This window comes from Pseudomonas sp. AN-B15, assembly GCF_019056475.1.
GTDB classification, from domain to species: Bacteria; Pseudomonadota; Gammaproteobacteria; order Pseudomonadales; family Pseudomonadaceae; genus Aquipseudomonas; species Aquipseudomonas parakoreensis.
On record NZ_CP049737.1, the window covers coordinates 2,836,555 to 2,862,009 of the forward strand.

The 25,455-nt window shown below is 62.2% G+C and carries 19 protein-coding genes; 1 reads left to right on the forward strand and 18 read right to left on the reverse strand.

Annotation, left to right across the window (positions count from 1 at the left end; all coding sequences use genetic code 11):
• Window positions 1-77: 77 nt before the first annotated feature.
• From GTQ41_RS12765 to GTQ41_RS12835, 15 genes are all read right to left on the reverse strand, one after another.
• Window positions 78-764 (reverse strand): glycosyltransferase family 2 protein, encoded by a 687-nt coding sequence (locus tag GTQ41_RS12765; protein ID WP_217325513.1) that lies wholly within the window; start codon window positions 762-764, stop codon window positions 78-80.
• On the reverse strand, window positions 761-1,360 hold the full coding sequence (locus GTQ41_RS12770; protein ID WP_047294179.1) for an SAM-dependent methyltransferase: 600 nt from the start codon (window positions 1,358-1,360) through the stop codon (window positions 761-763). Before GTQ41_RS12770 ends, GTQ41_RS12765 begins: the two co-directional genes overlap by 4 nt.
• Window positions 1,357-2,130: a PIG-L deacetylase family protein gene (locus tag GTQ41_RS12775; protein WP_047294181.1), complete on the reverse strand. Its 774-nt coding sequence runs from the start codon at window positions 2,128-2,130 to the stop codon at window positions 1,357-1,359. The genes GTQ41_RS12770 and GTQ41_RS12775 overlap by 4 nt, the downstream gene beginning before the upstream one ends.
• The gene (locus GTQ41_RS12780) at window positions 2,127-3,125 is read right to left on the reverse strand and encodes an acyl-CoA dehydrogenase family protein (RefSeq protein WP_047294183.1); all 999 of its coding nucleotides are present in this window, start codon (window positions 3,123-3,125) and stop codon (window positions 2,127-2,129) included. Before GTQ41_RS12780 ends, GTQ41_RS12775 begins: the two co-directional genes overlap by 4 nt.
• Before the next feature lies 1 nt (window position 3,126).
• The gene (glgX, locus tag GTQ41_RS12785; protein ID WP_047294185.1) at window positions 3,127-5,286 is read right to left on the reverse strand and encodes a glycogen debranching protein GlgX; all 2,160 of its coding nucleotides are present in this window, start codon (window positions 5,284-5,286) and stop codon (window positions 3,127-3,129) included.
• Between the two features lie 243 nt (window positions 5,287-5,529).
• A complete protein-coding gene (locus tag GTQ41_RS12790; RefSeq protein ID WP_047294188.1) occupies window positions 5,530-5,850 on the reverse strand; it encodes a DUF2934 domain-containing protein in 321 nt (106 codons plus the stop codon).
• Window positions 5,851-5,877: 27 nt separating this feature from the next.
• Complete coding sequence (locus GTQ41_RS12795; protein ID WP_047294190.1) at window positions 5,878-8,646, reverse strand: malto-oligosyltrehalose synthase; 2,769 nt, start codon at window positions 8,644-8,646, stop codon at window positions 5,878-5,880.
• Window positions 8,643-10,721 (reverse strand): 4-alpha-glucanotransferase, encoded by a 2,079-nt coding sequence (malQ, locus tag GTQ41_RS12800; RefSeq protein WP_047294192.1) that lies wholly within the window; start codon window positions 10,719-10,721, stop codon window positions 8,643-8,645. Before malQ ends, GTQ41_RS12795 begins: the two co-directional genes overlap by 4 nt.
• Window positions 10,718-12,520, reverse strand: a complete 1,803-nt coding sequence (treZ, locus tag GTQ41_RS12805; RefSeq protein ID WP_047294194.1) for a malto-oligosyltrehalose trehalohydrolase — start codon at window positions 12,518-12,520, stop codon at window positions 10,718-10,720. The genes malQ and treZ overlap by 4 nt, the downstream gene beginning before the upstream one ends.
• A gap of 17 nt (window positions 12,521-12,537) precedes the next feature.
• The gene (gene glgA, locus GTQ41_RS12810) at window positions 12,538-14,124 is read right to left on the reverse strand and encodes a glycogen synthase GlgA (RefSeq protein WP_217325514.1); all 1,587 of its coding nucleotides are present in this window, start codon (window positions 14,122-14,124) and stop codon (window positions 12,538-12,540) included.
• A 576-nt stretch (window positions 14,125-14,700) separates the two neighbouring features.
• The gene (locus GTQ41_RS12815; RefSeq protein ID WP_047294197.1) at window positions 14,701-15,654 is read right to left on the reverse strand and encodes a D-2-hydroxyacid dehydrogenase family protein; all 954 of its coding nucleotides are present in this window, start codon (window positions 15,652-15,654) and stop codon (window positions 14,701-14,703) included.
• 13 nt (window positions 15,655-15,667) lie between these two features.
• Complete coding sequence (locus GTQ41_RS12820) at window positions 15,668-16,717, reverse strand: alpha/beta fold hydrolase (RefSeq protein ID WP_047294199.1); 1,050 nt, start codon at window positions 16,715-16,717, stop codon at window positions 15,668-15,670.
• A gap of 86 nt (window positions 16,718-16,803) precedes the next feature.
• Window positions 16,804-17,238, reverse strand: coding sequence for a YqaA family protein (locus GTQ41_RS12825; RefSeq protein WP_047294201.1), 435 nt, complete (start codon window positions 17,236-17,238; stop codon window positions 16,804-16,806).
• Entirely contained in the window at window positions 17,238-17,684 is a 447-nt protein-coding gene (locus GTQ41_RS12830; protein ID WP_047294203.1) for a DUF411 domain-containing protein, read from the reverse strand. Before GTQ41_RS12830 ends, GTQ41_RS12825 begins: the two co-directional genes overlap by 1 nt.
• A 164-nt stretch (window positions 17,685-17,848) precedes the next feature.
• Window positions 17,849-19,840, reverse strand: coding sequence for a methyl-accepting chemotaxis protein (locus GTQ41_RS12835; RefSeq protein WP_041067073.1), 1,992 nt, complete (start codon window positions 19,838-19,840; stop codon window positions 17,849-17,851).
• Window positions 19,841-20,220: 380 nt separating this feature from the next.
• Between GTQ41_RS12835 and GTQ41_RS12840 the strand changes: the two genes are divergently transcribed.
• Window positions 20,221-20,748, forward strand: a complete 528-nt coding sequence (locus GTQ41_RS12840; RefSeq protein ID WP_047294205.1) for a hypothetical protein — start codon at window positions 20,221-20,223, stop codon at window positions 20,746-20,748.
• 42 nt (window positions 20,749-20,790) lie between these two features.
• Here the strand turns inward: GTQ41_RS12840 and GTQ41_RS12845 are convergent, their stop codons facing one another.
• The 3 genes from GTQ41_RS12845 to GTQ41_RS12855 are packed head-to-tail and all read right to left on the reverse strand — an operon-like array spanning window position 20,791 to window position 25,455.
• Window positions 20,791-21,714 (reverse strand): GNAT family N-acetyltransferase, encoded by a 924-nt coding sequence (locus tag GTQ41_RS12845; protein WP_047294208.1) that lies wholly within the window; start codon window positions 21,712-21,714, stop codon window positions 20,791-20,793.
• Entirely contained in the window at window positions 21,714-23,003 is a 1,290-nt protein-coding gene (locus GTQ41_RS12850) for a phenylacetate--CoA ligase family protein (RefSeq protein WP_047294672.1), read from the reverse strand. Before GTQ41_RS12850 ends, GTQ41_RS12845 begins: the two co-directional genes overlap by 1 nt.
• A 49-nt stretch (window positions 23,004-23,052) precedes the next feature.
• Window positions 23,053-25,455: an aldehyde dehydrogenase family protein gene (locus GTQ41_RS12855; protein WP_047294211.1), complete on the reverse strand. Its 2,403-nt coding sequence runs from the start codon at window positions 25,453-25,455 to the stop codon at window positions 23,053-23,055.

The window sequence follows — 25,455 nt, forward strand, 5'->3', positions numbered from 1 at the left end:
GATGAATTGCCGTGCGTCGCTCCGAACCCTGGATTGCCGCGCAGCAGAGTATTGCTCATGAAAGTTGATTCGTCGCGTCACAGATCAATCTGATCCGCTTTTTTTATGTCTATCTGTACCACTTTCCGCAAGTAATCACCGAATCCGCCCCGGGCTCGGCTGTCCAGACGGGCGCTGGTGTGCACTTGCGGGCGATGGCTCCAGGCGATGTCGGCACCGGACAGCTCCAGTTGCCGCACCAGTTGGACATCTTCATCGCAGGCCAAAGGTTTGAACCCCCCGGCCCAACGATAGGCGTCTGCGCTGATTCCGAGGTTGGCACCGTGAATGTGCCGATGCCCGTCACGCGCCTGATAGTGGCTGTGATAGCGGATTTGCGCGGCTTCGTCGAACGATTGATCCCAGTGTTCGACGGTTACCGTGCCGCATACCGCGTCGGCGCCCAGGCCCAACTGCGCCACCAGCCAGTCGTCGGCCACACGGCTGTCGGCGTCGGAGCAGGAGATCCAGCGTGCACCACGCTCCAGCAAAACCTGCGCGCCAGCGGCACGGGCCTGGCCGACGTTGCGAGCGTCAATGTGCAGACTCAGCACCGGAAAGCCGCTGACAATCTGTGCCGACCGGTCGGTACAACTGTCGAGCACCACCAGCACCTCCACCGGTTCGCCGGCCAGCAGTCCGTGTTTGCTGGCGCGCAGGGCGGCTGTCAGGCACTGCTCGAGCAAGTCTTCTTCGTTGTGCGCGGGAATCAGAATGCCGATCATCGCAGGCCCTCCAGTGCGGCCACCGAGCGCGGCTCGCGGCTCCAGACCTCAAGGATGAAGTCGGCTTCCTGATGCAGCGCCAGACGCGGCAGCGGCAATTGTTCGTGAATCAGGTCATGCACCTGGCGGGCATTGAGCGGGCAGCCGTCGATGGGCGGGCGCCAGTGGCAAGCGAGCAATTGCCCGTCTGCGGTCAGGGAATCGCTGATGCGCCGGATCACGTCTGTCAGATCCTGGGCATCGAGGTAGTAGCCGATTTCGCTTAATACAATCAGGTCGAATTTTTCTTCCGGCCAGTCGCCGGGCAGGCGACTCTGGCGGACTTCGGCGTGGTCGAACAGGCTCAATCGGCTGCGCGCCAGATTCACCGCCGCGCTGGCAGTGTCGCAACACAGCAGGCGGTCGCAGCGGCCAGCCAGTTCGGCACTCAATTCACCATTGGCGCATCCGGGTTCGAAGATCGCCCGATAATGCGCGCGGGGCAGGGCCGCGAGGGTGATCGCGCGTTTGCGTTGTTCGTACCAGCGCTCGCGAAACGCCCAAGGGTCATCGCTGGCGCGGAACAAGCCTTCGAAGTAGCGATCATCGACACTCACAGGAACACCACTTCGAAAGGTTGCAGCAGCCGATCCAGCACGTAGGGCGCCAGCACCGGTTGCAGCCCGGCTTGCGGGTCGCCTTCCAGTTGGCTGGCAAAGGCATGCACCGCGTGCCGTTTGCGCGCCACTTGCTCGGGTGACAACAGGATTTTGCGTGCGCGCTGCCACGGCACCGCAGCGTCTTCGGGGGAGGCCCAGTGCCAGGTCCATACCGGCAGTTCGTGGCAGGTGGCGCCGACCCGGCGTGCGGCCTCGATACTGGCACGGCCGGCGGCTTCGTGATCGCAATGGCCGTCCTCGCACCAAGTGCTGAACACCACATCGCCGGGGCGCAGATGGCGTTCGATGAACGCGACCAGCGACGTTTCATCCTCGGCCACCTGGCTGTCGCTGAAACCGCCGCGCAGCCATTTCATCCGGTGCAGCGGCACGCCGAGGCGGCGCAGGGCTTCTGCCGATTCCTGCGGCCGCACCACGCTCAGACGTTCCACCGGCCAGCGCTCGGAGCCGGGATGACTGGCGCTGCCATCGGTGACCGAGATCAGTTGCAACTGCCGCCCGGCGGCGGCCAGCAACTGCAGCATCCCGCCGCAGCCGAGCACTTCGTCGTCCGGGTGCGGCGCGACAATCACCGCCCGCGCGCCCGGTGGCACCAGACTGAGGACATCGACGCTGTCCAGCGCCGCCAGGTGCCGGGAATGTTGCCATTGCAGCAGGGACGTGCCTTGGTGGCCGATGATCGGATCGGGTTTGTTCGCGACATTCATAGCGTCCACGCCTCCTCAGGGTATTCGGCCAGCGCTTGGCCGAGCGCGGCAAGGTCACGCTCGGCATGGCTCTGACGCAGGAACACCGGCAGATCGGCGTTCAACCGAGCGAAGTGTCGATCCTTGCAGAATGGTCCGGCCCCCAGCGCCCGGCCGACATCGCGCATTACCTGCTCAGCGGATTGTTCGACCACAGCGCGGGCGCGCTGGGCCAACAGTCGTGCATCGGCTTCGGGGTGCGCATCAATATGCAGAGCACTGAAACGCAGCACATTCGCCGCTGCGTACAACGCCGCATCGACCGCACCGAGGTGGGCGAGGGCGTGTGGCTCCTGGCGTTGCGCGCAGTGTTGCCGCAGTGCCTCGGCGATCTGCCGCGCCGCGCCGTACCAGCACGCCGCGATGCCGATCCCGCCTTGCCAGAAACCCGGACGTTTCAGGTAGTCGCCGGGTTCGCCGATGGCCTGGGCTTCGGCGCCGTCGAACAACACTTCGACGCTGCCGGTGGCACCCATACCGACCGCTTGCCAGCCCTGATCGGTGATGGTCACGCCCGGTTGATCAAGCGCCACCGCCACCAGTTGCTGACGATCTTCGGCGTCCCACGCGGTGAGCAGCGCATGGCTGAGCACCGCCGCCCCGGAACACCAGGCCTTGCGCCCGTCGAGACGCACCATGTGCCCGGCCGGGTGCACTTGCACCCGCGCCTGCGGCGGTTCAGCGGCCCACATGCCCCAGGTGCTGCCCGGGGTGGGCGAACCACCGAGCTGTTCGATGATCGCCAGTGCGTCGGTGTGGCCTTCGTAGAGTTTGCACAAGCCCAAGTCGTGTCCGCCGACTTCGGCCAGACGCTGAAAACGCTCCAGCGTAAGGCCGCTGCCCGGTAACGGCAGTTGATCCAGCCCGGCTTCGACCAACGCCCGCAGGCAGTGGCCGAGGGCGGCGGTGTCGGCGTAGTCCGGCGGGCGGCGCGCCAGATAGTGTTGCAGGTCCATATCAGTCTTCTTCTTCGCGTTGCAGTTCGAACAGCAGCAGCGAACGGCCGGTGACCGAGTATTCATGGCCGAACTCGAAGCGCTCCTGACCGCGAATGGCCGGTTGATTGGTATCGATCATGCAGGTCCAGAAACTGCCTTCGGGCACTTCCGGCAGGCTGAAATTGACGATGTCGTGATGGGCGTTGACCACCAGCAGCAGCGTCGCGTCGGCACCCTTGCGGCGGATCCCGGTCTCCTGCGCACGGCCATCGAGCAGCATGCCCAGGCAACGGTTATGCGCGTCATGCCAGTGTTCGGTGGTCATCTCGGTGCCATCCGGCGCCAGCCAGGTGACGTCCTTGACGCCAATGTCCTCGTTGTATTCGCCGACCAGGAAGCGCCCACGGCGCAGAATCGGATATGCCATGCGCAACTTGATCAGGCGCTTGACGAACTTGAGCAGCGCCTTGCCATCCTCGCTCAGGTCCCAGTTGACCCAACCGATCTCGCTGTCCTGGCAATAGGCGTTGTTGTTGCCGTCCTGCGTGCGGGCGAACTCGTCGCCGGCAACGATCATCGGCGTGCCCTGCGACAGCAGCAGCGTGGCGAAGAAGTTGCGCATCTGCCGGTGGCGCAGCGCGTTGATCTCCGGGTCGTCGGTCGGGCCTTCGACGCCGTGGTTCCACGACAGGTTGTTATTGCTGCCGTCCTGGTTGTTCTCGTCGTTGGCCTCGTTGTGCTTGTCGTTGTACGACACCAGATCGTTGAGGGTGAAACCGTCGTGGGCGGTGATGAAATTCACCGACGAATACGGCCGTCGCCCACGCTGGTTGAACATCTCGCCGGACGCGGTCATGCGGCTGGCGAAGTCGGCAACTTGGCCGTCGTCGCCTTTCCAGAACGCGCGCACGGTGTCGCGGAATTTGTCGTTCCACTCGACCCAGCCCGGCGGGAAGTGGCCGACCTGATAGCCGCCGGGGCCGCAGTCCCATGGCTCGGCGATCATTTTCACCTGGCGCAGTACCGGATCCTGACGGCAGGCGACGAGGAAACTGTGGCGTTCGTCGAAACCGTCGTGATAACGCCCGAGAATCGTTGCCAGGTCGAAGCGGAAACCGTCGACATGCATTTCGCTGGCCCAGTAACGCAGCGAGTCGGTGACCATCTGCAGCACGCACGGGTGGCTCAGGTCGAGGGTGTTACCGGTGCCGGAATCGTTGATGTAGTAGCGCTTGTCGTCCGGCATCAACCGGTAATACGAGGCGTTGTCGATACCGCGCATCGACAGGGTCGGGCCTTGTTCGTTGCCCTCGGCGGTGTGGTTGTAGACCACGTCGAGGATCACTTCCAGATTGGCCTCGTGCAGGTGCGCGACCATCTCCTTGAACTCGGCGATCTTGCCGCTGGCCAGATAGCGCGGGTCGGGGGCGAAGAAGGCGATACTGTTGTAGCCCCAGTAGTTGGTCATGCCCTTGTGCAGCAGGTGCTGGTCATTGACGAACGCGTGAATCGGCAGCAGTTCCACCGACGACACGCCGAGTTTGCGGATGTGTTCGAGCACATCATCGACCATCAACCCGGCGAAGGTGCCACGCACGTTCTCCGGCACCGACGGATGACGCATGCTGATGCCGCGTACGTGGGTTTCATAAATGATGGTTTTGTCCCACGGCACGCTGACGCGATGGTCGTTGCCCCAGGTGTGCGCCGGGTCGATGACTTTGCATTTGGGCACGAACGGCGCACTGTCGCGCTCATCGAAACTGAGGTCGGCGTCGGGATGGCCGATGGTGTAGCCGAACAGCGCCTCGGACCATTTCAATTCGCCAACCAGTTGCTTGGCGTAGGGGTCGATCAGCAGTTTGTTGTGGTTGAAGCGGTGGCCGTTGGCCGGGTCATACGGGCCATAGACGCGGTAGCCGTAGATCAGCCCCGGGTGGGCGTCGGGCAGATAACCGTGGTAGATCTCGTCGGTGTATTCCGGCAGTTCGATACGTTCGAGTTCAACTTCGCCGGCGTCGTCGAAGATGCACAACTCAACCTTGGTGGCATTGGCGGAAAACAGCGCAAAGTTGACCCCCAGACCATCCCAGGTCGCACCGAGCGGGAAGGGCAGGCCTTCACGGATTCTCGACGGTTCAGCGTGCGCTGCGGGCTCGGCTTTTTTTGGACTGGTCATGATTGCTCCTGCAAAACGGGTTGGTTCGAATAATCAACGGTGGGAAAAGAATCTGTGGTGAGGGGATTTATCCCCGATGGATCGCGCAGCGGCCCTGTGACTGCTTTGCAGCCGATCGGGGATAAATCCCCTCACCACAGACATCTCTCCCTGACAGGGGTTATTGGGTTTTTTAAGGACGAGTTGTCCCTGCGTGGCGGGCGAACCCGCCACACGGTCATTCAGTTCGATAATCCGGGTGTGTCAGTTGGCCGGGGGCTTGCGTGGGGCGCGGGGCTTTTTCTCGGCGGCTTTCTCACCCGGCGGTACGACTTTGGCGGCGCCTGCCGGTTTGGCTTTGGCGGCCGCTGGCGCCTTGGGCTTGGCCGCCGGGGCCTTGCTGTCAGTTCCTTTGCCGGCAGTCTTGCTGCCCGCTGCCTTCGGTGCTTTCTTCGGCGCCAAAGCCTCGGCTTCAGCCAGTTTGCGCGCCATCTCCCAGTGGCGTGCTTCATGACCTTCAGGTTTGCCCTCTGATTCCCAGATCTGATAGGCGAACTCGCGGATGCGTTTATCGTCGGTACTCATCGCAATGCTCCTGAACTGAACTCGTCGTTACGTAAAGAGTTGGATAAACAGATTGACCGGGATATCCCCCAGCGCGGCGCTGACGTTCAGCTCCCTGTTTTTTGTGACTGCGCTGCTGTGAAAAAGTCCCTTCAGGTTTGTGTCGGAGGCGGCGAACGGTAAAACCACCCGTGTATCGCCCCAGCGCGGCGCATCAACTTGAGGGACGGCACCGTTTTCCAGCAGCGTCGCGCAGCGCACCGGGACGATCACGATGGCGTACATCCCCTCGTGCTCACGGGCAAACGCGAGCACGTTGTGCGCCTGGCTGCCCAGTACCTCCAGGGCCTGGTACGCGCCGCGCCGGAACAGCTCGGCGTGTTCGACGCGCTGGTTCAGCACCTCGGCGATCAGCGCTTGCTTGATACGCCCGTCACGCCAGTTCGCCAGCAACGTCTCGACTTCAACACGTTCATGCAGGGCCTGCTCGCGAGCGGCGTAATCCACCGGCCGGCGGTTGTCCGGATCGACCAGGCTGAAATCCCAGAACTCGTTGCCCTGATACAGATCCGGCACCCCCGGCACCGTCATGCGCAGCAAGGTTTGCGCCAGACTGTTGAGGGCGCCGGCCGCAGCGATGCTGTTGACGGTCTTGCTCAGCGCGGCGCGCAGCAGCTCGCCCGCTTCACCGGTGAGCAGGCGTTGAGTGAACGTCTGCGCAGCGTTTTCATAGGCTTCATTCGGCGCACTCCAACTGCTTTGCAGCTTGGCTTCGCGCAGGGCTTTCTGCTGCCATTGCCAGATCCGCTCGGCGTAATCGGCCAAACCGGCCTGATCGTCATCGCGCAAGTGCAGCGGCCAACTACCGAGCAGGGCTTGATAGAGGATCAGTTCATCAGCGGACGAGGGCTGTTGATCATCGTCACGCAGCGGACGGGCGAGGGCGCGCCACAACTCGACCTGTTCGGCGTACCAGTGGCTGCGCTCGCTGAGCACCGCCAGCCGCGCACGGGTGTCCTCGCCGCGTTTGTGGTCATGGGTGGCGGTGGCCAGCAAGTTGTCGGGAAACGCCTCCATGCGCTGTTGATTGATCGCGTGGAAGTCACTCAGCGGTGCGCTGAACTGTTCGGTGTTGTAGCCGACGTCGTTGCGCGACAGCAGCACCGCCGAGCGGTACAGCGCGGTGTCTTCCACGGCTTTGGCCGCCGCTGGGGAGGTCAGTTGCTGGAAACGAACGCAGGCGTGCTTGAGAATCTTGCGCGAGCGTCCGCGCGGTGTGTGCCGCCATGGCGTGCCACCGAGCCATGCGGCCACGCAGTCGAGCACCGGCCAGTCGCCTTCGCTCAGGGTCTGCCGGGCGCCGTCCATGGCTTGTTGGAAGAAGTGCTCATCCTGGGCCGAGCGACCGAGTGCGCTGATGTAGGTGCGATACACCGGGAAATGCACGATCAGCGCCTGCAACACACGGCGAATCGCGCCGAGGGTCAGGTCGCGGGTCATCAGGTCGTCCCGGGCAACCTGCAGCAGCGCCTGAGCGACGCTTTCGAAGTCACTGGCCAGCGAGCCATAGAGAATCTGCTGGCGCGCCAGTTGCGCTTCTTCGATGAACGCCGCCGGACGCTCGGTACGCCGCTGCCACAGATCGCCGAGGACGTGTTCGCCATCGGGGTCGTGTTGCAGCAACGAGAGCTGATTCATGAACTCGTAACCGGTGCTGCCATCCACCGCCCAGTCGGTGCGCAGCGTTTCGCCTTCACCGAGAATCTTCTCGACGTAGATCGGCAAGTGCCGACCCGGCGCGAGCAAGTCGAGGCGCCGCCGCAGCTTGCGGCAATAGCCACGCGGGTCGGCGAGGCCGTCGATGTGGTCGATGCGCAAACCGTCGACCAGCCCTTCGGCGATCAACTGGAAAATCTTGCCGTGAGTCGCTTCGAACACCGCCGGGCGTTCGACACGCAGGCCGCCGAGTTCGTTGATGTCGAAAAAACGCCGCCAGTTGATGTCATCCGCTGCGGTGCGCCAACTGGCCAGACGGTAGCTCTGGCGTTCGAGCAATTGATGCAGCTTGTCAAAACCTTCGGCAGTGGTGGAAGCGTAATGCGCGAGACTTTCCTTGATCGCGGCGAAGATCTGCGGATCGCTTGCCAGCTCCTTCAATTCAGCTTTGAGCGGCATCGCCAGCGCATGCGCGTCGTTCTGGTAGCTCAACGCACTGAAACGATCAGCCAGTGACTTCAGCGTCTCAATGGGTTTGAGCAGTTCACCGTAGTCATTCGGGCAGATCGGGAAGTGGTGTTCGTAATGCTCGACGTAAAAGCGCCCTTGCTGTGCGTCGAAGTGCAGTTTCAGCGTGCCTTCCTGCAACGCGACGCCGTAATCGCTGCCGAGAAACGGCAGCAGCAACTGGCCTTCCATCAATGGATCCGGCGAGTGCCACTGGATGTCGAAGAACTCGCCGTAAGGGCTGAGTCGGCCCCATTCCAGCAGGTCGAGCCACCATGGGTTGTCCCCGCCGCCGACGGCCATGTGGTTGGAGACGATGTCGAGGATCAGCCCCATGTTGTGTTCGCGCAGGGTGCTGACCAGACGCCGCAGCGCCGGTTCGCCGCCGAGTTCCGGATTGACCTGGGTCGGGTCGACCACGTCGTAGCCGTGCATCGAGCCGGCGCGGGCCGCGAGCAGCGGTGAGGCGTAGAGGTGACTGATGCCGAGACGGGCAAAGTAGGGTACCAGCGGCACCGCTTGTTCCAACGTGAAACCCTTGTGAAATTGCAGGCGCAGGGTGGCGCGCAGGGGCTGGATGAGCGTCTGGTTCATTGGTCACGCTCGGCAGCTTGCAGGCGGGCACAGGCCAGCAGTTCCAGACGCCGCGCAGCATCGGTGCCGTCGAGCAATGCTTCGCTGTTGCCAGGCAGGCGCCGCGACCAGTTCGGATGGCTGTCGATGGTACCCGGCAGGTTGGCTTGTTCGTCGATGCCCAGCGCATCCTCCAGCGGCAGCAACACCAGCGGCGCGCGGGTGTGGCCGAGGAAACGCACGCTGGCGTCCACCACCTGATCGGCTTCGTGGGACTCTTCGCGAAAGTTCTGCGGGTCCTGACTCAGGGCTCCGCGCAGGCCTTCGCGTTCGCGCTGGCGATGACGGCGCCAGTCGATTTCACCGTTGGCATCGACAAAGCCCAGGCGCGCATTCCAGTCGATGTCACGGCCGTGCCACCAACCGTTGAGCGTCGGCAGATCGTGGGTGCTGGTGGTCGCCAGTGCGTTGTCCGGCCAGTCAAGGATCGGCTTGAAACGGGTGTTGTCCTGTTCAAACAACAGCACGCGCATGCCGAGAATCGAACGTGCGCTGAGCTTTTCCCGCAGCCCCTCTGGCACCGTGCCCAAGTCTTCGCCGAGGACGATGGCCTGATGCCGATGGGATTCGAGGGTCAGCAGACGCAGCAGGTCGTCGAACGGGTAATACAGATAAGCGCCATCGGCCGGAGCGGCGCCATTGGGGATCACCCACAGGCGTTGCAGGCCCATCACATGATCGATGCGCAGTCCGCCGGCATGGGCGAAGTTGGCCCGGAGCATGTCGATGAACGCGCGAAATCCATTACGGACCAGGCCCTCGGGCGAGAACGCGGATATCCCCCAGCCCTGACCGGAGCGGTTGAGGATGTCCGGCGGCGCACCCACGGTGAGCGAGGCCAGCAATTCATCCTGAAAGCTCCAGGCCTGACTGCCGGCGCCGTCGGCTCCGACCGCGAGGTCGGCGATCAGGCCGATGCCCATGCCGGCGCTACGGGCAGCCGTCTGCGCGCGCTCCAGGCAGCGGTGGATCAGCCATTGGCAGAAGGCGAAGTAACCGATGCGTTCGGCGTATTCCTCGGCAAAGGCTTCAAGGGCGGCACCGCGCGGGTCGTGCCAGTGTTCCGGCCATTCGCGCCAGTCGAGGCTTTCGCCACGGGCGGCGCGCATTTCCTGAATCGCTTCGAAGCGGCAGTGGTTTTCCAGCGCTTCGCCACCGGCATGACGGAAACTGGCGAAGTCCGGGTGCAACGGATGTTCGCCGGCGACAAAACCATCGTACAAGGCTTGCAGCAATGCCTGTTTGGCGTTGGCGGCGGTCGGCCAGTCGATCAGTTTCGAATCTTCCAGTTGGCGAAATTGTTCCGCCAGCCCACTGGCGTCGATCGCATCGCGCAGAGCCCGTTCGCCAAGGATGGCGCCCGGTGCGGCATACAGGGGGTTGAGAAACAGACGGCTGGAGGGCGAATAAGGGCTGTAGCGCCCGGTATCGGCGCTGAACATCGCGTGCAACGGACTGATCGCCAGCGCATCGGCGCCGCGTTCGCCGGCTACACGAGCCAGTTCCTCCAGTGCCTGGGTGTCACCAAAGCCGCAGTCTCCGGGGCGACGCAGACTGTACAGCTGCGCACTCAGACCCCAGACGCGAGGGATCGGGTTGTCCACCGCATCGCCCACGCTGAAGCAGCGCTCGGGGGCCACGGCCAGAGTGAAATACTGATCGGCGATATGCACCTGCTGATAACCGACCGGGATCAAGCCGGGCAGTTTCGCTTCGGCGTCGAGTTTGAGGTTAAGGCGGGAACCGTCTTCGAGGTGGATTTCGCAAGGCGTCTCAGGCTCGAAATAGCGAGCCAGATCAACGCCGACCCCGACATCGGCGGTCAACAGCGGTGGCAAGTGACGATCTTGCTGTACTTGTTGCAGTTGCAGCAGGCTGGCATCGATTTCCTGCGCGGTGTTGGCCGGATGACCCAGCCCGGTAAGAACGTTGCGCAGTACCGCCGGGGCGACTTTCTGCGGGCGGCCGTTGGCGTCGATCCAGTCGACGGCGAGGCCGGCGCGGCTTGCGAGTATTTCCAGTTGCGCATCGCTCATAGGCGCTCTCCATCCAGAGGTTGCAAGGGGGTTGCGGCCGTGAGGCTGACAAGCGCGCAATACGCGGGCAGTTGGCCCGGTTCCGACAGGGCAACGGCGGGCGGTTGCTGAAACAGCCACACAGCGTCGCTCTGTGCTGGGTTGACCACTGGCGTGTCGCTGAGGTTCAGGTCAATTCGCAGCTCACTGCCATCGCCCAGGCGCCAGCGCGCACTGACCGCGCCACGCCCGAGCATGTGCGCCCCGAGCGCCTGAGTACCGGACAGGTTGGGAATGATGTATTGATGGCGCAATTGCAGCAGGCGTCGGTACAGCGCGAGGGTTTCCTGCTGTTTTGCGCTGCCGCTGCCGACCAGGCGTGGCTGTGAGGCGTGGAAGGTCTGTTCAGCATTCGGGTCGGGAATTTTTTCGCGCTGGTGCGGATCGGTGAAGGCGCTGAATGCGGCGAACTCATTGCGCCGGCCTTCGCGCACCAGATCCGCCAGTTCACCGTGGTGGCTGGTAAAGAACAGGAACGGTTGCTCGGCGGCGAACTCGTCGCCCATGAACATCAGCGGAATCATCGGTGACAGCAGTAACAGCACGGTGGCGGCCTGCACGGCGCGTGGGTCGGCCAATTGATGCAGGCGTTCGCCGAAGGCCCGGTTGCCGATCTGGTCGTGGTTCTGCAGGAACAGGATGAAAGCGGTGGAGGGCAGGTGTTCGCTGGGCTCGCCGCGCGGTTCGCCGTGGCGAGTGATGTGGCCTTGAAACACGAAGCCCTGGCTCAGGCAGCGGGCCAGTTGCTCAGTGGGTTGCAGCGCATAGTCAGCGTAATAGGCATCGGTTTCGCCGGTCAGCAGCACGTGCAGGGCGTTGTGCCCGTCGTCGTTCCACTGGGCGTCGTAATCCTCTTCGAGCAGACTCGACTGGTTGAGCTCGTTTTCCACGGTCAGCCAGACGTGACGCGACGGATCGATCTGTTGACGGATGCGTTGTGCCAGCTCCGGCAGGAAATCCGGGCTTTCGATCGCATGCACTGCGTCCAGGCGCAGACCGTCGAAACGGTATTCGAGCACCCACATCAGCGCGTTTTCGATAAAGAAGTCCCGCACTTCACGGCGGCGGAAGTCGATCGCCGCCCCCCAAGGCGTGTGCTTGTCCTCGCGGAAGAAGCCTTTGGCGTAGCGACCGAGGTAATTGCCGTCGGGGCCGAAGTGGTTGTAGACCACGTCGAGAATTACCGCCAGACCATGGCCGTGGGCGCTGTCGATCAGGTGTTTGAGTTGTTCCGGGGTGCCATAGGAGGCTTGAGGTGCGAAAGGCAGTACGCCGTCGTAACCCCAGTTGCGGGTACCGGGAAATTGCGCGACAGGCATCAGTTCGATGGCGGTAATCCCCAGCTCGACCAGACGTGCCAGATGCTGCTCGACTTCCGCAAAACCGCCGAGTGCGCCGACGTGCAGCTCGTAGATCACCGCTTCGCTCCACGGCCGGCCGTGCCAGGTGGTGTGCCGCCATTCGTAGGCCAGCGGATCGACCACCACGCTGTGACGGTCAAGATCACCGTCCTGAGCACGGGAGGCCGGGTCGGGCACCTCCAGTTCACCGTCGATGTTGAAGCGGTAGCGGGTGCCCGCCGGGCACCGGGCCTTGATCACGAACCAGCCATCGCCCTGCGGCAACATCGGCAGGGACTGGCCGTCTTCAAGTTCGACACTGACGTAAAACGCATCCGGTGCCCACAGCGCAAACTGAGTGTGTTCGGCGTCCTGCATGATCGCGCCGTGGGGCCAGTTTTCTTGGGTCCGTAACGGCATCGTGAAAGCTCCTTGAGTTATTTGTGGCCGGCTTTACCCAGCGCCTTGGCGACCAGTCGTTCGTAGAGTTCGGCGTAGGGTTCGACCGCTTTGCACCAGTTGAACGGCGCGGCCATGGCTCGGCAGCGCATCGCGTTGAGCAATTCGGGGAAGGCGAAGACCTTGAACGCACGGCTCAGGGCTTCGCGGTAGCTGTCGGCGGTGGATTCGTCGAAAAGGAAACCGGTGACGCCATTCTCGATGGTGTCGGCCAGCCCGCCGGTATTGCGCGCCACCGGCAACGAGCCGAAACGCTGGGCGTACATCTGACTGAGGCCGCAAGGCTCGTAACGCGACGGCATCAGCAGGAAATCGCTGCCGGCGAACATGCGGCGGGCGTCGGTTTCATTGAAGCCGATGCGCACGCCGATCTGCCCGGGGAAGCGCAGCGCCAGCTCACGCATGGCCTGTTCCTCTTCCGGCTCGCCACGGCCGATGATTGCGATCTGGCCGCCGTTCTGCACGATGTATTCGGAGACGGCTTGCGTCAGGTCCAGACCTTTCTGATAGACCAGTCGCGAAACCACGGCAAACAGCGGGCCGCTGGAGTCGCTCAAACCAAACAGTTCACGCACATGGGCGGCGTTGATCGCTTTGCCTTCCCAGTCGCCGGTGGCGAACGGCGCGAACAGGTGCGGATCCGTCGCCGCATCCCAGCTCTCGTCGATGCCGTTGGGAATGCCGCTGAGCAAGCCTTGCTGGGTCTTGGCGGCGAGGAAACCGTCGAGACCGCAGCCGAAATCCGGGGTGGTGATCTCTTGCGCATAGGTCGCGCTGACCGTGGTGATGTGACTCGAATAGGCCATGCCAGCCTTGAGGAACGACATCTTGCCGTAGAACTCCATGCCTTCCTGTTGCAGGGCATGGGTCGGGATGCCGAGCTCCGGGCACGAGCCGAGGCTGGTCACGCCTTGATAGGCCAGGTTGTGAATGGTGAACAGGGTCGGCGTGCGCTGCCCGCGCCAGTGCATATAGGCAGGAGCCAGACCGGCCGGCCAGTCGTGGGCGTGCACCAGATCCGGGCACCAGTGGATTTGTGCGAGGTTGGCGGCGATGTCGGCAGCGGCCAGGCCCAGGCGGGCGAAACGGATATGGTTGTCGGGCCAGTCGCGGCCATTGTTGGCGCCGTAGGGCGAGCCTTCACGTTCATACAGTTCAGGGCAGATCAGGACGTAGATCACCAGTCCGTCCGGCATGTCCATGCGCCCGATCTTGCACGGGGGCAGCGCGGCATGGCCGCCGAGTTCGCCGATGATATGGATCGGGTTCTCGCTGTGCATCACCTGCGGGTAACCGGGGATCAACACCCGCACATCGTGCAAGTGCGCCATGGCGCGGGGCAGGGCGGCGGAGACGTCACCCAGACCGCCGGTTTTCACCAGGTCGGCGATTTCCGAGGTGACGAACAGCACTTTCTTCTTGTTCGGATTCTGGCTGGCGACCGGCGTCAGCGTTTTGGTGCCCGGGACGCTGATCGACCGGCTGCCGGGAAGACTCATGGTGCTCGATTCACCAACCGCCTGCTGAGCACGCTCTCCCTGAATATCCAATGCCGCACTGATCATATGAATCTCCCGTGTCGTTGATCTGATTCTTGTATCGAACAAGCTGTGGCCAAATCCTGTGGCCGGGCGCAAACGCGCCACGCATCGGTGAGCAAACGCTACCCAACACGCGCAAGCAGAATGGGTGAAAGGGCCGTTGCAAGGATTGCACCAGTCGCGTTGACCCTGCCTTTCAGATGACCCGCCGCCATCGGCAAAAGTTTCGACAATTTTTCGGCTTTGTGACTGACCGGTTTTAACCCGCGAAAATCAGTCTAGGCCAGATCCTAGAGCGGGCGAGAGCAAACGGGTAAATTGTTCGACAATCGGTTTGCAGGCAGCGAAAACCGTGGTGTTCAAGCCGGAACGCACCGACGAAGGGCAGGTTTTTTTGATGGGGAGGGCTAAAACGGTGACTGGCCGGTCACGATTTTGTGCTAGAGGAAAGGCAATGTGCACTGTTGTGGTGCGGTCAGATTTGTTGATCTGCTGAACGCTGGTGAACCTGTAGGAGCTGCCGAAGGCTGCGATCTTTTGATCTTGTTTTTAGAAAATCAAAATCAAAAGATCGCAGCCTTCGGCAGCTCCTACACGGGGTCAGTTGAGGATTCGGATTGGGTTGCCGGCCGCCCAACCCTGAATATCGTCGATCATTTGCGAAAAGAACTGTTGGTAGTTCTGTCGGCTGACATACCCCACATGCGGTGTGGCCAGCACATTGTCCAGTGTGCGAAACGGGTGCAGTTCAGGTAGCGGTTCCTGATCGAACACATCCAGCGCCGCTGCAGCGATCTTGCGTTTCTGCAAGGCCTTGATCAGCGCCGCTTCATCGACGATCGGCCCGCGGGCGGTGTTGACCAGCAGCGCGCCGGGTTTCATCCAGTCCAGTGCCTGTGCGTCGACCAGCCCACGGCTGCGCTCGCTCAATACCAGATGCACCGACAGCACATCGGCCTGCTCGAACAGTTGCTGTTTGCTGACCCGGGTCACGCCGACGGCTTCAGCGCGTTCGGCGGTTAGGTTCTCACTCCAGGCAATCACGCGCATGCCAAACACCTGTCCGAATTGCGCGACCTTTTGACCGATGCTGCCCAGACCAAGAATGCCCAGGGTCTTACCGTGCAAATCACCGCCCAGCCCTTGCTGCCAGCCGCCGGCGCGAAGGGCATTGGCTTCGTTCAGCAGATTGCGCGTGGCGGCCATGATCAGCGCCCAGGTCAGCTCCGGCGCCGCGTGCTTGTAGCTGTCGGTGCCGCAGACCTTGATCCCGAGGTCGGCAGCCGCCTGCATGTCCAGCGCCGCGTTGCGCATGCCGCCGGTGACCAGCAGCTTGAGGTTGGGAAGGCGCTGCAGCAGGTCCTGGTCGAAACGCGTGCGCTCACGCATTACGCAGATCACCTGGTACTGGCCAAGACGTTCGGCCAGGGTGGCATTGTCCGCCGGGTAGTCGTGCACAAACGTCACTTCGCCGATGCTGTCGAGCACCGACCAGTCGACCACGTCCCGCGCCACGTCTTGCCAGTCATCGATTACTGCAATCTGCACCGCCATCAGCCTTACCTCATCAACGAACGGGATTGGGGTTGTTCAGCCAGCCGAGCAAGGCCTGGTGAAATTTCGCCGGTTCTTCCATCTGCGGCGCGTGGCCCATGCCGGGGAACTCCACCAGCGTCGACTGTGGAATCAGTTTGGCGACCTGCTTGCCGAGCACCTCATAGTGGCCGATTTTCGACTTGACCTCGGGGGAGGCGAGATCCTTGCCGATGGCCGTGGTGTCGGACGTGCCGATCAGCAACAGGGTCGGCATTTTCAAGTCCTTGAACTCGTAGTACACCGGCTGGGTGAAGATCATGTCGTAGATCAGTGCCGAGTTCCACGCCACCTGGGTCTTGCCTGGCCCATTGCTCAGACCGGCGAGCATGTCGACCCAGCGGTCGAATTCGGGTTTCCAGCGGCCGTCGTAATAGGTGTTGCGTTCGTAGTCGCGAATGCCTTGGGCGGTGACCTTGAGTTCGCGCTGGTACCACTGATCGACGGTGCGATAAGGCACGCCAAGGGCTTTCCAGTCCTCCAGACCGATCGGGTTGACCAGCGCCAGTTGTTCGACCTGTTCCGGGAACAATAGCGCGTAGCGGGTGGCGAGCATGCCGCCGGTGGAGTGGCCGAGCAGCGTGGCTTTCTGGATGCCGAGGGCCTTGAGCAGTTGTTGGGTGTTGGTCGCCAGTTGCTGGAAACTGTACTGATAGTGGTCGGGCTTGCTCGAGGTGCAGAAGCCGATCTGATCCGGCGCAACCACCCGGTAACCGGCTTCGCTCAAAGCCTTGATCGAGCTGTCCCAGGTGGCGGCGCAGAAATTCTTGCCGTGCATCAGCACCACGGTGCGGCCGTTGGCCTTACCGTGGGCGGCAACGTCCATGTAACCCATCTGCAGGGATTTCCCCTGGGACTGAAAGGCAAAGTGCTTGAGTGTGTAGGGATACTGAAAACCCTGCAGCTCCGGACCATAAGTCGGGCCGTCGGCGGGGGCTGCTTCAGAGGCAGCGGCATGGGCAAACAGCGGCAGCGCGGCGCTGAGGAACAGGCCGGGCAGCCAGCGGGAGAGCGTGACGGACATAGGGACAAACTCCATGAAAATCGGCCGATGCTGGAACGCCCGGATTAGGGCGACGTTAACCACAGGCAACGCTGCGTGCAGAATGTTCAACCGAGCCAGCCCAGGGTCAGCATCGCCACCACCGCGTAGCGCGCGCCCTTGGCCAGGGTGACGATCAATAGAAAGCGCCCGGGTGGCTCGCGCATGACGCCGGCGATCAGGGTCAGCGGGTCACCGATCACCGGCAGCCAACTGAGTAGCAGTGACCAGTGGCCGTACCGCTCGTAATGTTTGCGCGCGGTGGCCATGTGTTTCGCGCTGACCGGAAACCAGCGTCGATCCTGAAACCGTTCGAGGCCACGCCCCAGCCACCAGTTGACCAGCGAACCGAGGACATTGCCCAGCGTCGCCACGCCTAACAGACCCCAGAGCCAGTAACGGTCGCTGGCGATCAGGCCGACCAGCAACGCTTCCGATTGCAGCGGCAGCAGCGTCGCAGCGCCGAACGCCGCCGCGAACAGCCCGAGGTAACCGGCAGCCATCAATGCGCCGGGTAGTCCGCCACCACCACATCCGTGCCGTCTTTCTTCAGGCCGATCACTTGATAGGCATCGCTCATGCCGTCCATTTCCATGCCCGGCGACCCCATGGGCATGCCCGGTGCGGCGATACCCAACAGATCGTCACGCTTGCTCAGGGCCAGCACTTGTTCAGCCGGCACGTGGCCTTCGACGAACTTGCCATTGATCAGCGCGGTATGGCACGAGCCCAGGCGCGGTGGTACGCCGTGTTGCTGCTTGAAGCTGCTCATGTCGCTTTCGATATGGTCTTCGACTTTGAAGCCGTTGGCTTCGAGGTGGCTGATCCATTTTTTGCAGCAGCCGCAATTGGCATCGCGATGGACTTCGATCGGAATCAGGTCGGCCGCCTGGGCCAGGGAGGAGAGGAGCAGGGCGCTGAGGGCGGCCAGTCGCAGGGAGGTTCGCATAATGGATTCTCGGCTCGGATGACGATCAAAAAGGAAAGCATTTTGACCGGATTATCCTGCCGGGCATCAACGGTGTGTTTCAAGTTGATACAAGACAGGCTGGCAGGATGATCATTGATCAAGCCTGACAGCCTGCTGAGAGGGAGATTACAAATCTGTCAGGCTCAACGAACCTTGAACCGCCCCATGATCGCGCTCACCCGGTTGTTGGCTTCCAGCAGCTGGTGGGTGTTGCGTTCGCTGGCCTGGCCGCTGTGCACCAGTTCTTCGACCATGTGCCGGATCTGCACCATGCTGCGATTGATCTCTTCGGTGACTGCGCTCTGCTGCTCGGCAGCGGTGGCGATCTGTGTGCTGAGGCTGTTGATGTGACTGACCGAGCCGGCCATTTCATCCAGACCTGAGTTGACCCGCGCCGTGGCGTCGGCGGCAGACTGGCAACTGGCCTGGGTGTTTTCCATGGCGCTGACCGAGGAGCTCACGCCTTGGGTCAGGCGAGTCAGCATTTCGTTGATCTCCGAGGTGCTGGCCTGAGTGCGGGCGGCGAGGGCGCGGACTTCGTCGGCCACCACGGCAAAGCCGCGACCCTGTTCACCGGCCCGGGCGGCTTCGATGGCGGCGTTGAGCGCCAGCAGGTTGGTCTGGCCGGCGATGGCGCCGATCACTCCGAGAATCTCGGTGATGCGCTGCGCGTCCTGCTGCATGTTCTCGACTTTTTTGGTGGCGCTGGCCACTTCATCGATCAAGGCCACCACGCTGTTGGTGGCTTCACCGACGACCACCCGCGAGCGGTCGGCGTTTTCGTTGGCGCGCTGGGTGAACGCTGCGGTTTCTGCGGCGTTCTGCGCGACGCTTTCAGCCGTCGAGCTCATCTCGGTGATGGCGGTAACGGTCTGATCGGTTTCCGATGCATGGCGCAGCAGAATCTGGCTGGTGTTGGCCGATGTGCGTTGCAGATCATCGAGGCTTGAGGCCATGGCGCCGGTGGCCTGCGTCACTTCACCGATCATGTTCTGCAGGTAGGCAATGAAGGTGTTGACCGAGTGGCCGATGGCGCCCAGTTCATCTTCGGCGCGGATGGTGATGCGCCGGGTCAGATCGGCATCGCCGCTGGACAACGAGTCGATATTGGCCTTGAGCGCTTTCATCCGCGACACCAGTTGGCGGATCGCATACACCTGCAACAGCACCAGCAGAATCACCAGCGGAATCTGCAGCAGGCTCAGGCTGCTGAGCACGTCGTCACGCTGGGCGGTGAGCATTTTCGTTGGCAGGGCGGTGGCGAGGAACCACGGCGTGCCTTCGATCGGGCGCATGAAGAACGTGCTGGCCTCGCCATTGTTGTCGAACTCGACACGTTGCGCCTGATCACGGTTTTGCAGGCCGGCCTTGACCTGACTGGCGAAGGTCGAACCGGCGGCCAGCTCGCTGATGTTCTTCAGCACGATCGGGCCGCTGATGCGCGAACTGTTGCTGATGATCTTGCCGTCGGCCTCGACGATCAGCATTTCGGCGTTGAGGTCTTTTTCCTTGCGCGCCACCAGATCATTGAAGAAGCCCAGCGTCACGTCGATGGTCGACACGCCCCAGGCAGCACCGTTTTTCTGGATCGCCATGGCGCAGTTGGTGCGCGGCTCGGCACTCGCATCGTCTTTATAGGCGGCCGCCCAGGCGCACTGGCCGCGCGGGGTCTGCATGCCACCCTTGTACCAGCTCTGATCGTAGTAGTTCGGCGCCGCGTCGCTGTTCCAGAAGGTGTTCACCGCCAGTTTGCCCGAGGCATCGCGGTGCCAGAACGTGCTGAACTTGTTCCGCCCGGCCTCGCGCTGGCCCGGCAACGGCCAGATCCCGCCACCAAACACTTTCAGTTCGCCGTACTGATCCACCAGCCCCGGCAACACCGTGTCGATGGCCGCGCTGTCGAGCAGCGGAATGGTCTGGGTGATGCTGCGTTGCTGCGACTGAACCTTATTGAGTTCGCCCTGAATCTGCTCGGCGACTTCGGCGATGCGATTGAGCACCACCTGTTCTTCGGTATGTCGCAGCTTGGGTGCGACCAATTGGCTGATACCGACCACGGTCAGCACCGACAGCAGCAGGATGAACAGAACCAGAAATAACGTGTAGCGAGCCTGGATGGTGCGGAATGCGGGCATGGAGACCGGTCCTTGAGCTGCGATTCTTATTGTGGGGTCGAGGGAAAAACGGCGGGGTTACACCAGCGTATCGTCGGCGAGCGGGGAAGCTTTAGGTACTTTCGTGCAAGAAAGTTTCGGGCTGACAGAAGGGGCGTATCGATCCTGATACAAATGAATTGACCGCCTGTTTAACCGGTAAGGAAAAAGCATCGCCAGCCATCGTCAAACTGCCATGAAGCCCAGTGATAGTGAGCTTGCGGTGATTTGTATCGAGAATGTACAGAAATTGTAAGCGACTGCACTAAAAGGGTTGGTGCCACTAGTTGGCCGGTAGATACTTCGCGTCATTCAAAGTGTCACCAAGGACATTTCATGGTTATTTCACAGGGAGTCTTCTCATGACGATCGGCATTGTCGGTGGTTGGGAAAGCAAGGCAGGTGTGCTGGTTCGCAATACGGGCGCGAAAAAGCAGGTGAGTCAGAGCGTCAAGGTGCAGCAGATGCTGACCATGGTCGGCAACGATCCGAACGCGCTGAACACCGCAGAAATGGACAAGCAGGGCCTGCGCAAGAACATCAAGGGCTTCGACCCGTCGAACACTTCCGTCAAACAACTGGGCAATCTGAGCGTTTTCCTGCGCAGCCGCGGGCTGATCTCCGAGATCACCTCGTTCACCTTGCTCAATGCCGGCGACAAGTTCGACCGGTTCGGCGTGACCAAAGACGTCGATGCCAAATTCAACGCACTGGAATATTTCGCGACCCAGCTCGACGCGATACAGAGCAATGGCCTCAATGGCAACGCTTACGGCAAGAACCTGATCCCCGAATTCAAAAAGGCGATCTACGTGCTGCAGAACCTGAAAACCTACGGTGAAGGCAACGCGCCGAAACCTGTGGATCAAGGTGTCAAAGCCAAGGCCTGAATCTTGAAAACGGCCCGCCCATTTTGTGGGCGGGCCGTTTTTTCAGCCTCGGTACATTTGCCCGACCTGTCGGACCTGGTCCTGCAAGCGTTGCATGTGCGGACAGTGCAATGTCAGCGTTGACGGCTGGTAACCGCGATGAAACAGCCCAAGCCAGCCTTCGCTACGCTCATCGGGAACGATTCCGGTGAAAGCGAAACCCACATCGGCAAGTTGGCTCAGTGAGCCGGGAAATCCTTGGGCGAGCCTGAGTCTGAGCGAAACCAGCCATTGCACCGGCAGTCGCTCAAGTTGCCTGAGCAGGTTGTCATCGAGTTCCTTGAGCACAATGTCATAGCGCCCCGAGGCGTGTTCGACATGGACCTTCGGGCCGCTCCAGGGTGCCGCTTTGTCGGTGGTACCAAACGCCCCCTCCAGATGCGACATCAATTCGCCGCAATCCGTTGGCCAGGCCAGCGCGGGCAGCGGGCGTCGAAAACCCTCAATGTCGTAGTGGCCGACAACGATGCTCTCTCGGTCCTGTCCTTCGAAGGGCGAAGCGGCGTAATCCGGCAACAGACCGCAGCTGTGAAAGCCGAGACTGGCGGCCATACGCTGAGTGTACGGATGGTGCGTAACCTGCTTGATGGTGACGCCCCGGCAATCCAGGGCCTGGGCATGAATCAGCAATTGCCGGCCCAACCGTGTGGCGATGTTCTGCCCGCGGGTATCCGGATGTACCACCGTCAGTGCCAGTTCTGCCAGTGAGGATCTGCCTGACCGGCGAAACAGGGTGGCATGCCCGCGAATCTGCCCGTTTACCTCCGCCACCAGCGAGTGCCAGCGCCCGTCACTGTGGTTCTGATTGATCATGCACGGCAGATACACATGCGGTTGAGGATAGCGAGTGCCGTAAATGGCTTCGAACAGGCCACTGACTGCCGGTGCGTCGGTGATGCGATAACGCCGCAGGAGGGTCTTGGCCATCAGGCTTGCTGCTCGCACGGAGTCTGATAGTCGCGCCGGTCCACGACCCGCTGATGCTTGCCGGAACGTGGGTGACACGTCAGTTCATCGCTGGCGCAGGCGATCACATGCAGATCGAGCAATTGCTCGCCGTGTAGCTTCTCGATCCACGGATATTGCTCGATCAATGTGCTGCGCAGGTTTGCGCTGGTCTGGGCGATATCAGTCATGTGCCTGTCGGGTACCCATCTGAGACTCAGCAGGTCTTTTTTTCCCTGTTGCTCGATGACCAATTGCCAGTCGGCGCGGTTACCGAGGCTTTGCACCAGATCGCCAATGTCACGCATGTCCAGACTCAAAACGCCCACCCGTACGCGCTGGCTGCTCATGCTGCGTCCCATCAGCGCGAATTTGCGCATGGGCGTGCCGGGCGGTTCACGCCAGCATGCCAGATCGCCGACGGGATAGCGGAGGACGGGCATCAGGCGACGGGTCAGATTGGTCATGACCAGTTTGCCGTTACGGTCGCATTCTTCGATGACAGTGCCGCTCACCTCATCGATGATCTCCAGCAGGCTGTGGCGCTCCAGCATCCGGTGTTCGCCCAGAGCGCAATCGCGAGTGCTGACGCCGATCAATCCGGCATCGACGCTGGCGTAACCGATGGAGGCGATACGCGCATTCGGAAGCACCCGACGCAGCATTTGCAACTGTGCTTCGAACAGGCTCTCGCCACCGTAGAGCAGGGTCTCGACACCCACCAGAACCTGCGACCGGCGCTCGAGCCAGGCGGCAAATTTCAACAGGTGCGCCGGCACGCCAGCCAGCACGTTGATCCGGTTCGCCACGATCGACTTGGCCAGTACAGCGCTATCGACGGCCCCGGTGAATGGAAACTCGCTGACGGGTGTCTCGACATGTGCCAGGGCATCGTGGACGAAAATGAAGCTGGCATACAGGTCACCGACGAAGAACAGATTGGCGACCCGGTCGCCGGGGTTCAGTTGTGCCGTGAGGTGGCTACCGAAATCACGCGTCAGGGTTTGCCATTCGCCGCGGGTGAACAGCGACAGTTTGCCTGAACCGGTGGTCCCCCCGGTCTGAAACACCAGCGCATCCGCGGTCGGGCCGGTCAACGCCGACCACTGCTGCAGGGACTGGCTGCCGTGCCAGTACTGCCCGGGATCGACCAGGGGCAGCTCGTTCAAACCGTTGATGGGGGCTGGGACGTTCTTGAAGTGATCACGGTAATAAGGCGAATGTCGGCGGGAAAAATCGAGCAAGGCATTCAAATCTGTGGTGGTGTTCATGGTGGTTTCGTATGGAAAGGAGCGGTGGGGCGCCAGCAGGCGCCCGTCTTCAGCGGCGTGAATCAATCACGGACGGTGTCTTGCCGCTGTGTCTGTTTCGGGCAAATTGCGCAACGGCACATTGCTCGACGTCTACGGTGAGCAGTCCGGTCTGCACCAGCGTGCTCAGCGTCTGATAGCCCTGCAGCTGAAGATGGGCCTGAGCCGGCTCCAGTGGGCTGCGCAGTCGCATGCGTTCCCGGCCGTCAGGGCCGTGGTCGAGGATCAGTTGAAACGGCGCTTGCAGGCGCTGCTCCAGCGTTGCCAGCGAGATGAAGTCAGTGGCGATGCGCAGCAATTTGCCGTGCCGTTGCAGCAGCTCGAAGCGCGGTGAGGTCAGACCGCAGGGACATGGGCCGGATAGCCAGCGTCCGCTGTCACCGATGTCATAGCGCTGCACGGACTGGCCCTGACGCGCCCGGGAGGTCACCAGCAGACGCCCCGACTCACCGTGATCGACCGGCGCGTCCTGATCGAAATGGACGATTTCCAGGTGCTGAATGTCGCTCATCAGGTGGAACACACCGTCTGCCGTGAACTGGCAGGCATGGCCGAGCGGACCGGCATCGACACTGCCGTAAATTGCCGACCGGATCAGCCTGACTCCGCAGCGTTGCAACAACTCGCGGGTGGGCGCGCTCACGTGCTCGCCACCGAGAAAAACCTTGTCGATGGCGCCGTAGCGCTGCAGCGTCTGCTGTTCATTGAGAAACAACCGGTGCACGGTGCTGGGCATGCCGATCAGCACCGTGATCCGTTGTTCCACGATCAGTTGCGCGATCTCCCGGTAATCGTCATCCGCTGGAGCGCCCATGGGCCAGTGTCGGGCCTCCAGTTGTTCCAGCGCCTTGGCAAAACTTGAAAATCCGCCGTACAGCCCGCCGCTGAAGAACAGGTTCATGACATTGTCTTGCGCCGGATCCAGGCCGACCGCGAGCAGGCCGTCGGCAGTGGCACGCATCTGAAGCTGGAAATCGTGGTAACTGAAAGCGGAAAGTGTCGGCGTACCGCTGCTGCCGCCGGACCGAAAGTACAGTTGTGCCTTGGCGTTCGGTGGCTGGCTTGCAAATGTCGCCTTGTCCATGATCGACACCCCTGATAGCGCTGGCGCAATCGGCTGGCGGTCAAGCGTGGCACACCCCGCCAGCGCGTCCGGCGGCAGGCTGACCGACACGCGACGGCTCAGGCGCTGCAAGGCGTAGACACCGTCATGGGGTTCGCCGTCGTAGCCGTCGTGGATGGCTTCAATCGGGGCGATGCGGGTCACACCGGCGGCGATCAGCATCTGCGCCAGTTCGGCGATTTGCGCCTCGGGACACAGCAAGGCACAGCTTTGCAGTACGTTGCGCCACGGCAACAACGTAGTACCCAGCAGTTCGCGGGGCAGGGGTTTGAGCAGCAGGCTGCGAAACAGCGCAGAAGGTTCGAGCTGACGGTCATGGCTCCAGATCACCCGCCAGTGCGGCGTACTCCAGACCCGGCCGGTCTGCCCGACAAAACTTTGCCCCAGCCGCGCCATCGCCGTACTGGTGGTGATTTGTGAGGCTTCTTCGAGCGTCGGGGTGAGCGCCGGCCAGTGCCCGCTGCGACGCTCGAACGCGGCAGCCAGTTGCGCCCCGATATCGTTCAATACGCTCACATCGTCGCTGTCGACCAGCAACCATTGCGGGCTGGAGCAGGCTTGCTGATCGAGGCGGCAGACTTCATCGACAATGGCATCGAGGACGGCGGGTGATGCCGCATCCGGGGTCAGGTAGGCGAAGCTGATGCGGTGACCCCAGTCGATCCAGCGACAGCCTGGCGGGATCTGCAGGCGGATGGCTTGCAGCGCGGTGTCGCCGCCCCAGGCGGAGACACCGTTGGCGTGTCTGCACAGCTGACCGATTTGTCCGGTCGTTGTCGGCAACACCGCGACGTAACCAGCGAGTTGCCCGCTCGGGTCACATTCCAGCAACTTCTGGAGCAGGCGCGCAGTGAGTCCGCCGTCGCTGCTGCTGGGCCGCAGCCAGTTGACGTTGCCGCTCAACAGGCCCTCCAGCACTGCGCAGAACGCCAGCAACGGCGCGTTGGCCGGCGTGATGTGAACCACCAGTCCCAGAGGGCTCCAGCGCTCGAAACGCGACTGCCGATAGTCGATGCGGCGCAGGGAGTCGGGTTGCAGGCCCAGCTCATGATCCAGCTTGGCCTGCAGCGTCGCTGGCTGGCAAAAGTCGATCAGGGCCTGGCGCTGGCCGGTGTCGAGTGACAGCGCCAGAGATTGATGTTGCAGGCGTTCGGCGAACGCCTGCGCAGCGGTGAGTAAAGTGGAGGTCTCAAGGGGCGTCTGCAGCCGGTTTGGCAGCAGCGGGTAAAGTTGTTGCAACGCACTGTCGAGATCGCAATCGCAGCGCAGTTTTCCGTTGATCAAGTACAT

Bases quoted from the DNA above. Each gene is read 5' to 3' on its own strand.
- GTQ41_RS12835 (WP_041067073.1), bottom strand. From the start codon at position 19,840: ATGCCCGCATTCCGCACCATCCAGGCTCGCTACACGTTATTTCTGGTT.
- GTQ41_RS12855 (WP_047294211.1), bottom strand. From the start codon at position 25,455: ATGTACTTGATCAACGGAAAACTGCGCTGCGATTGCGATCTCGACAGT.
- GTQ41_RS12795 (WP_047294190.1), bottom strand. From the start codon at position 8,646: ATGAACCAGACGCTCATCCAGCCCCTGCGCGCCACCCTGCGCCTGCAA.
- GTQ41_RS12830 (WP_047294203.1), bottom strand. From the start codon at position 17,684: ATGCGAACCTCCCTGCGACTGGCCGCCCTCAGCGCCCTGCTCCTCTCC.
- GTQ41_RS12820 (WP_047294199.1), bottom strand. From the start codon at position 16,717: ATGTCCGTCACGCTCTCCCGCTGGCTGCCCGGCCTGTTCCTCAGCGCC.
- GTQ41_RS12850 (WP_047294672.1), bottom strand. From the start codon at position 23,003: ATGAACACCACCACAGATTTGAATGCCTTGCTCGATTTTTCCCGCCGA.
- GTQ41_RS12815 (WP_047294197.1), bottom strand. From the start codon at position 15,654: ATGGCGGTGCAGATTGCAGTAATCGATGACTGGCAAGACGTGGCGCGG.
- GTQ41_RS12765 (WP_217325513.1), bottom strand. From the start codon at position 764: ATGATCGGCATTCTGATTCCCGCGCACAACGAAGAAGACTTGCTCGAG.
- malQ (WP_047294192.1), bottom strand. From the start codon at position 10,721: ATGAGCGATGCGCAACTGGAAATACTCGCAAGCCGCGCCGGCCTCGCC.
- GTQ41_RS12780 (WP_047294183.1), bottom strand. From the start codon at position 3,125: ATGGACCTGCAACACTATCTGGCGCGCCGCCCGCCGGACTACGCCGAC.
- glgA (WP_217325514.1), bottom strand. From the start codon at position 14,124: ATGATCAGTGCGGCATTGGATATTCAGGGAGAGCGTGCTCAGCAGGCG.
- GTQ41_RS12825 (WP_047294201.1), bottom strand. From the start codon at position 17,238: ATGGCTGCCGGTTACCTCGGGCTGTTCGCGGCGGCGTTCGGCGCTGCG.
- treZ (WP_047294194.1), bottom strand. From the start codon at position 12,520: ATGCCGTTACGGACCCAAGAAAACTGGCCCCACGGCGCGATCATGCAG.
- GTQ41_RS12845 (WP_047294208.1), bottom strand. From the start codon at position 21,714: ATGGCCAAGACCCTCCTGCGGCGTTATCGCATCACCGACGCACCGGCA.
- GTQ41_RS12840 (WP_047294205.1), top strand. From the start codon at position 20,221: ATGACGATCGGCATTGTCGGTGGTTGGGAAAGCAAGGCAGGTGTGCTG.
- glgX (WP_047294185.1), bottom strand. From the start codon at position 5,286: ATGACCAGTCCAAAAAAAGCCGAGCCCGCAGCGCACGCTGAACCGTCG.
- GTQ41_RS12790 (WP_047294188.1), bottom strand. From the start codon at position 5,850: ATGAGTACCGACGATAAACGCATCCGCGAGTTCGCCTATCAGATCTGG.
- GTQ41_RS12775 (WP_047294181.1), bottom strand. From the start codon at position 2,130: ATGAATGTCGCGAACAAACCCGATCCGATCATCGGCCACCAAGGCACG.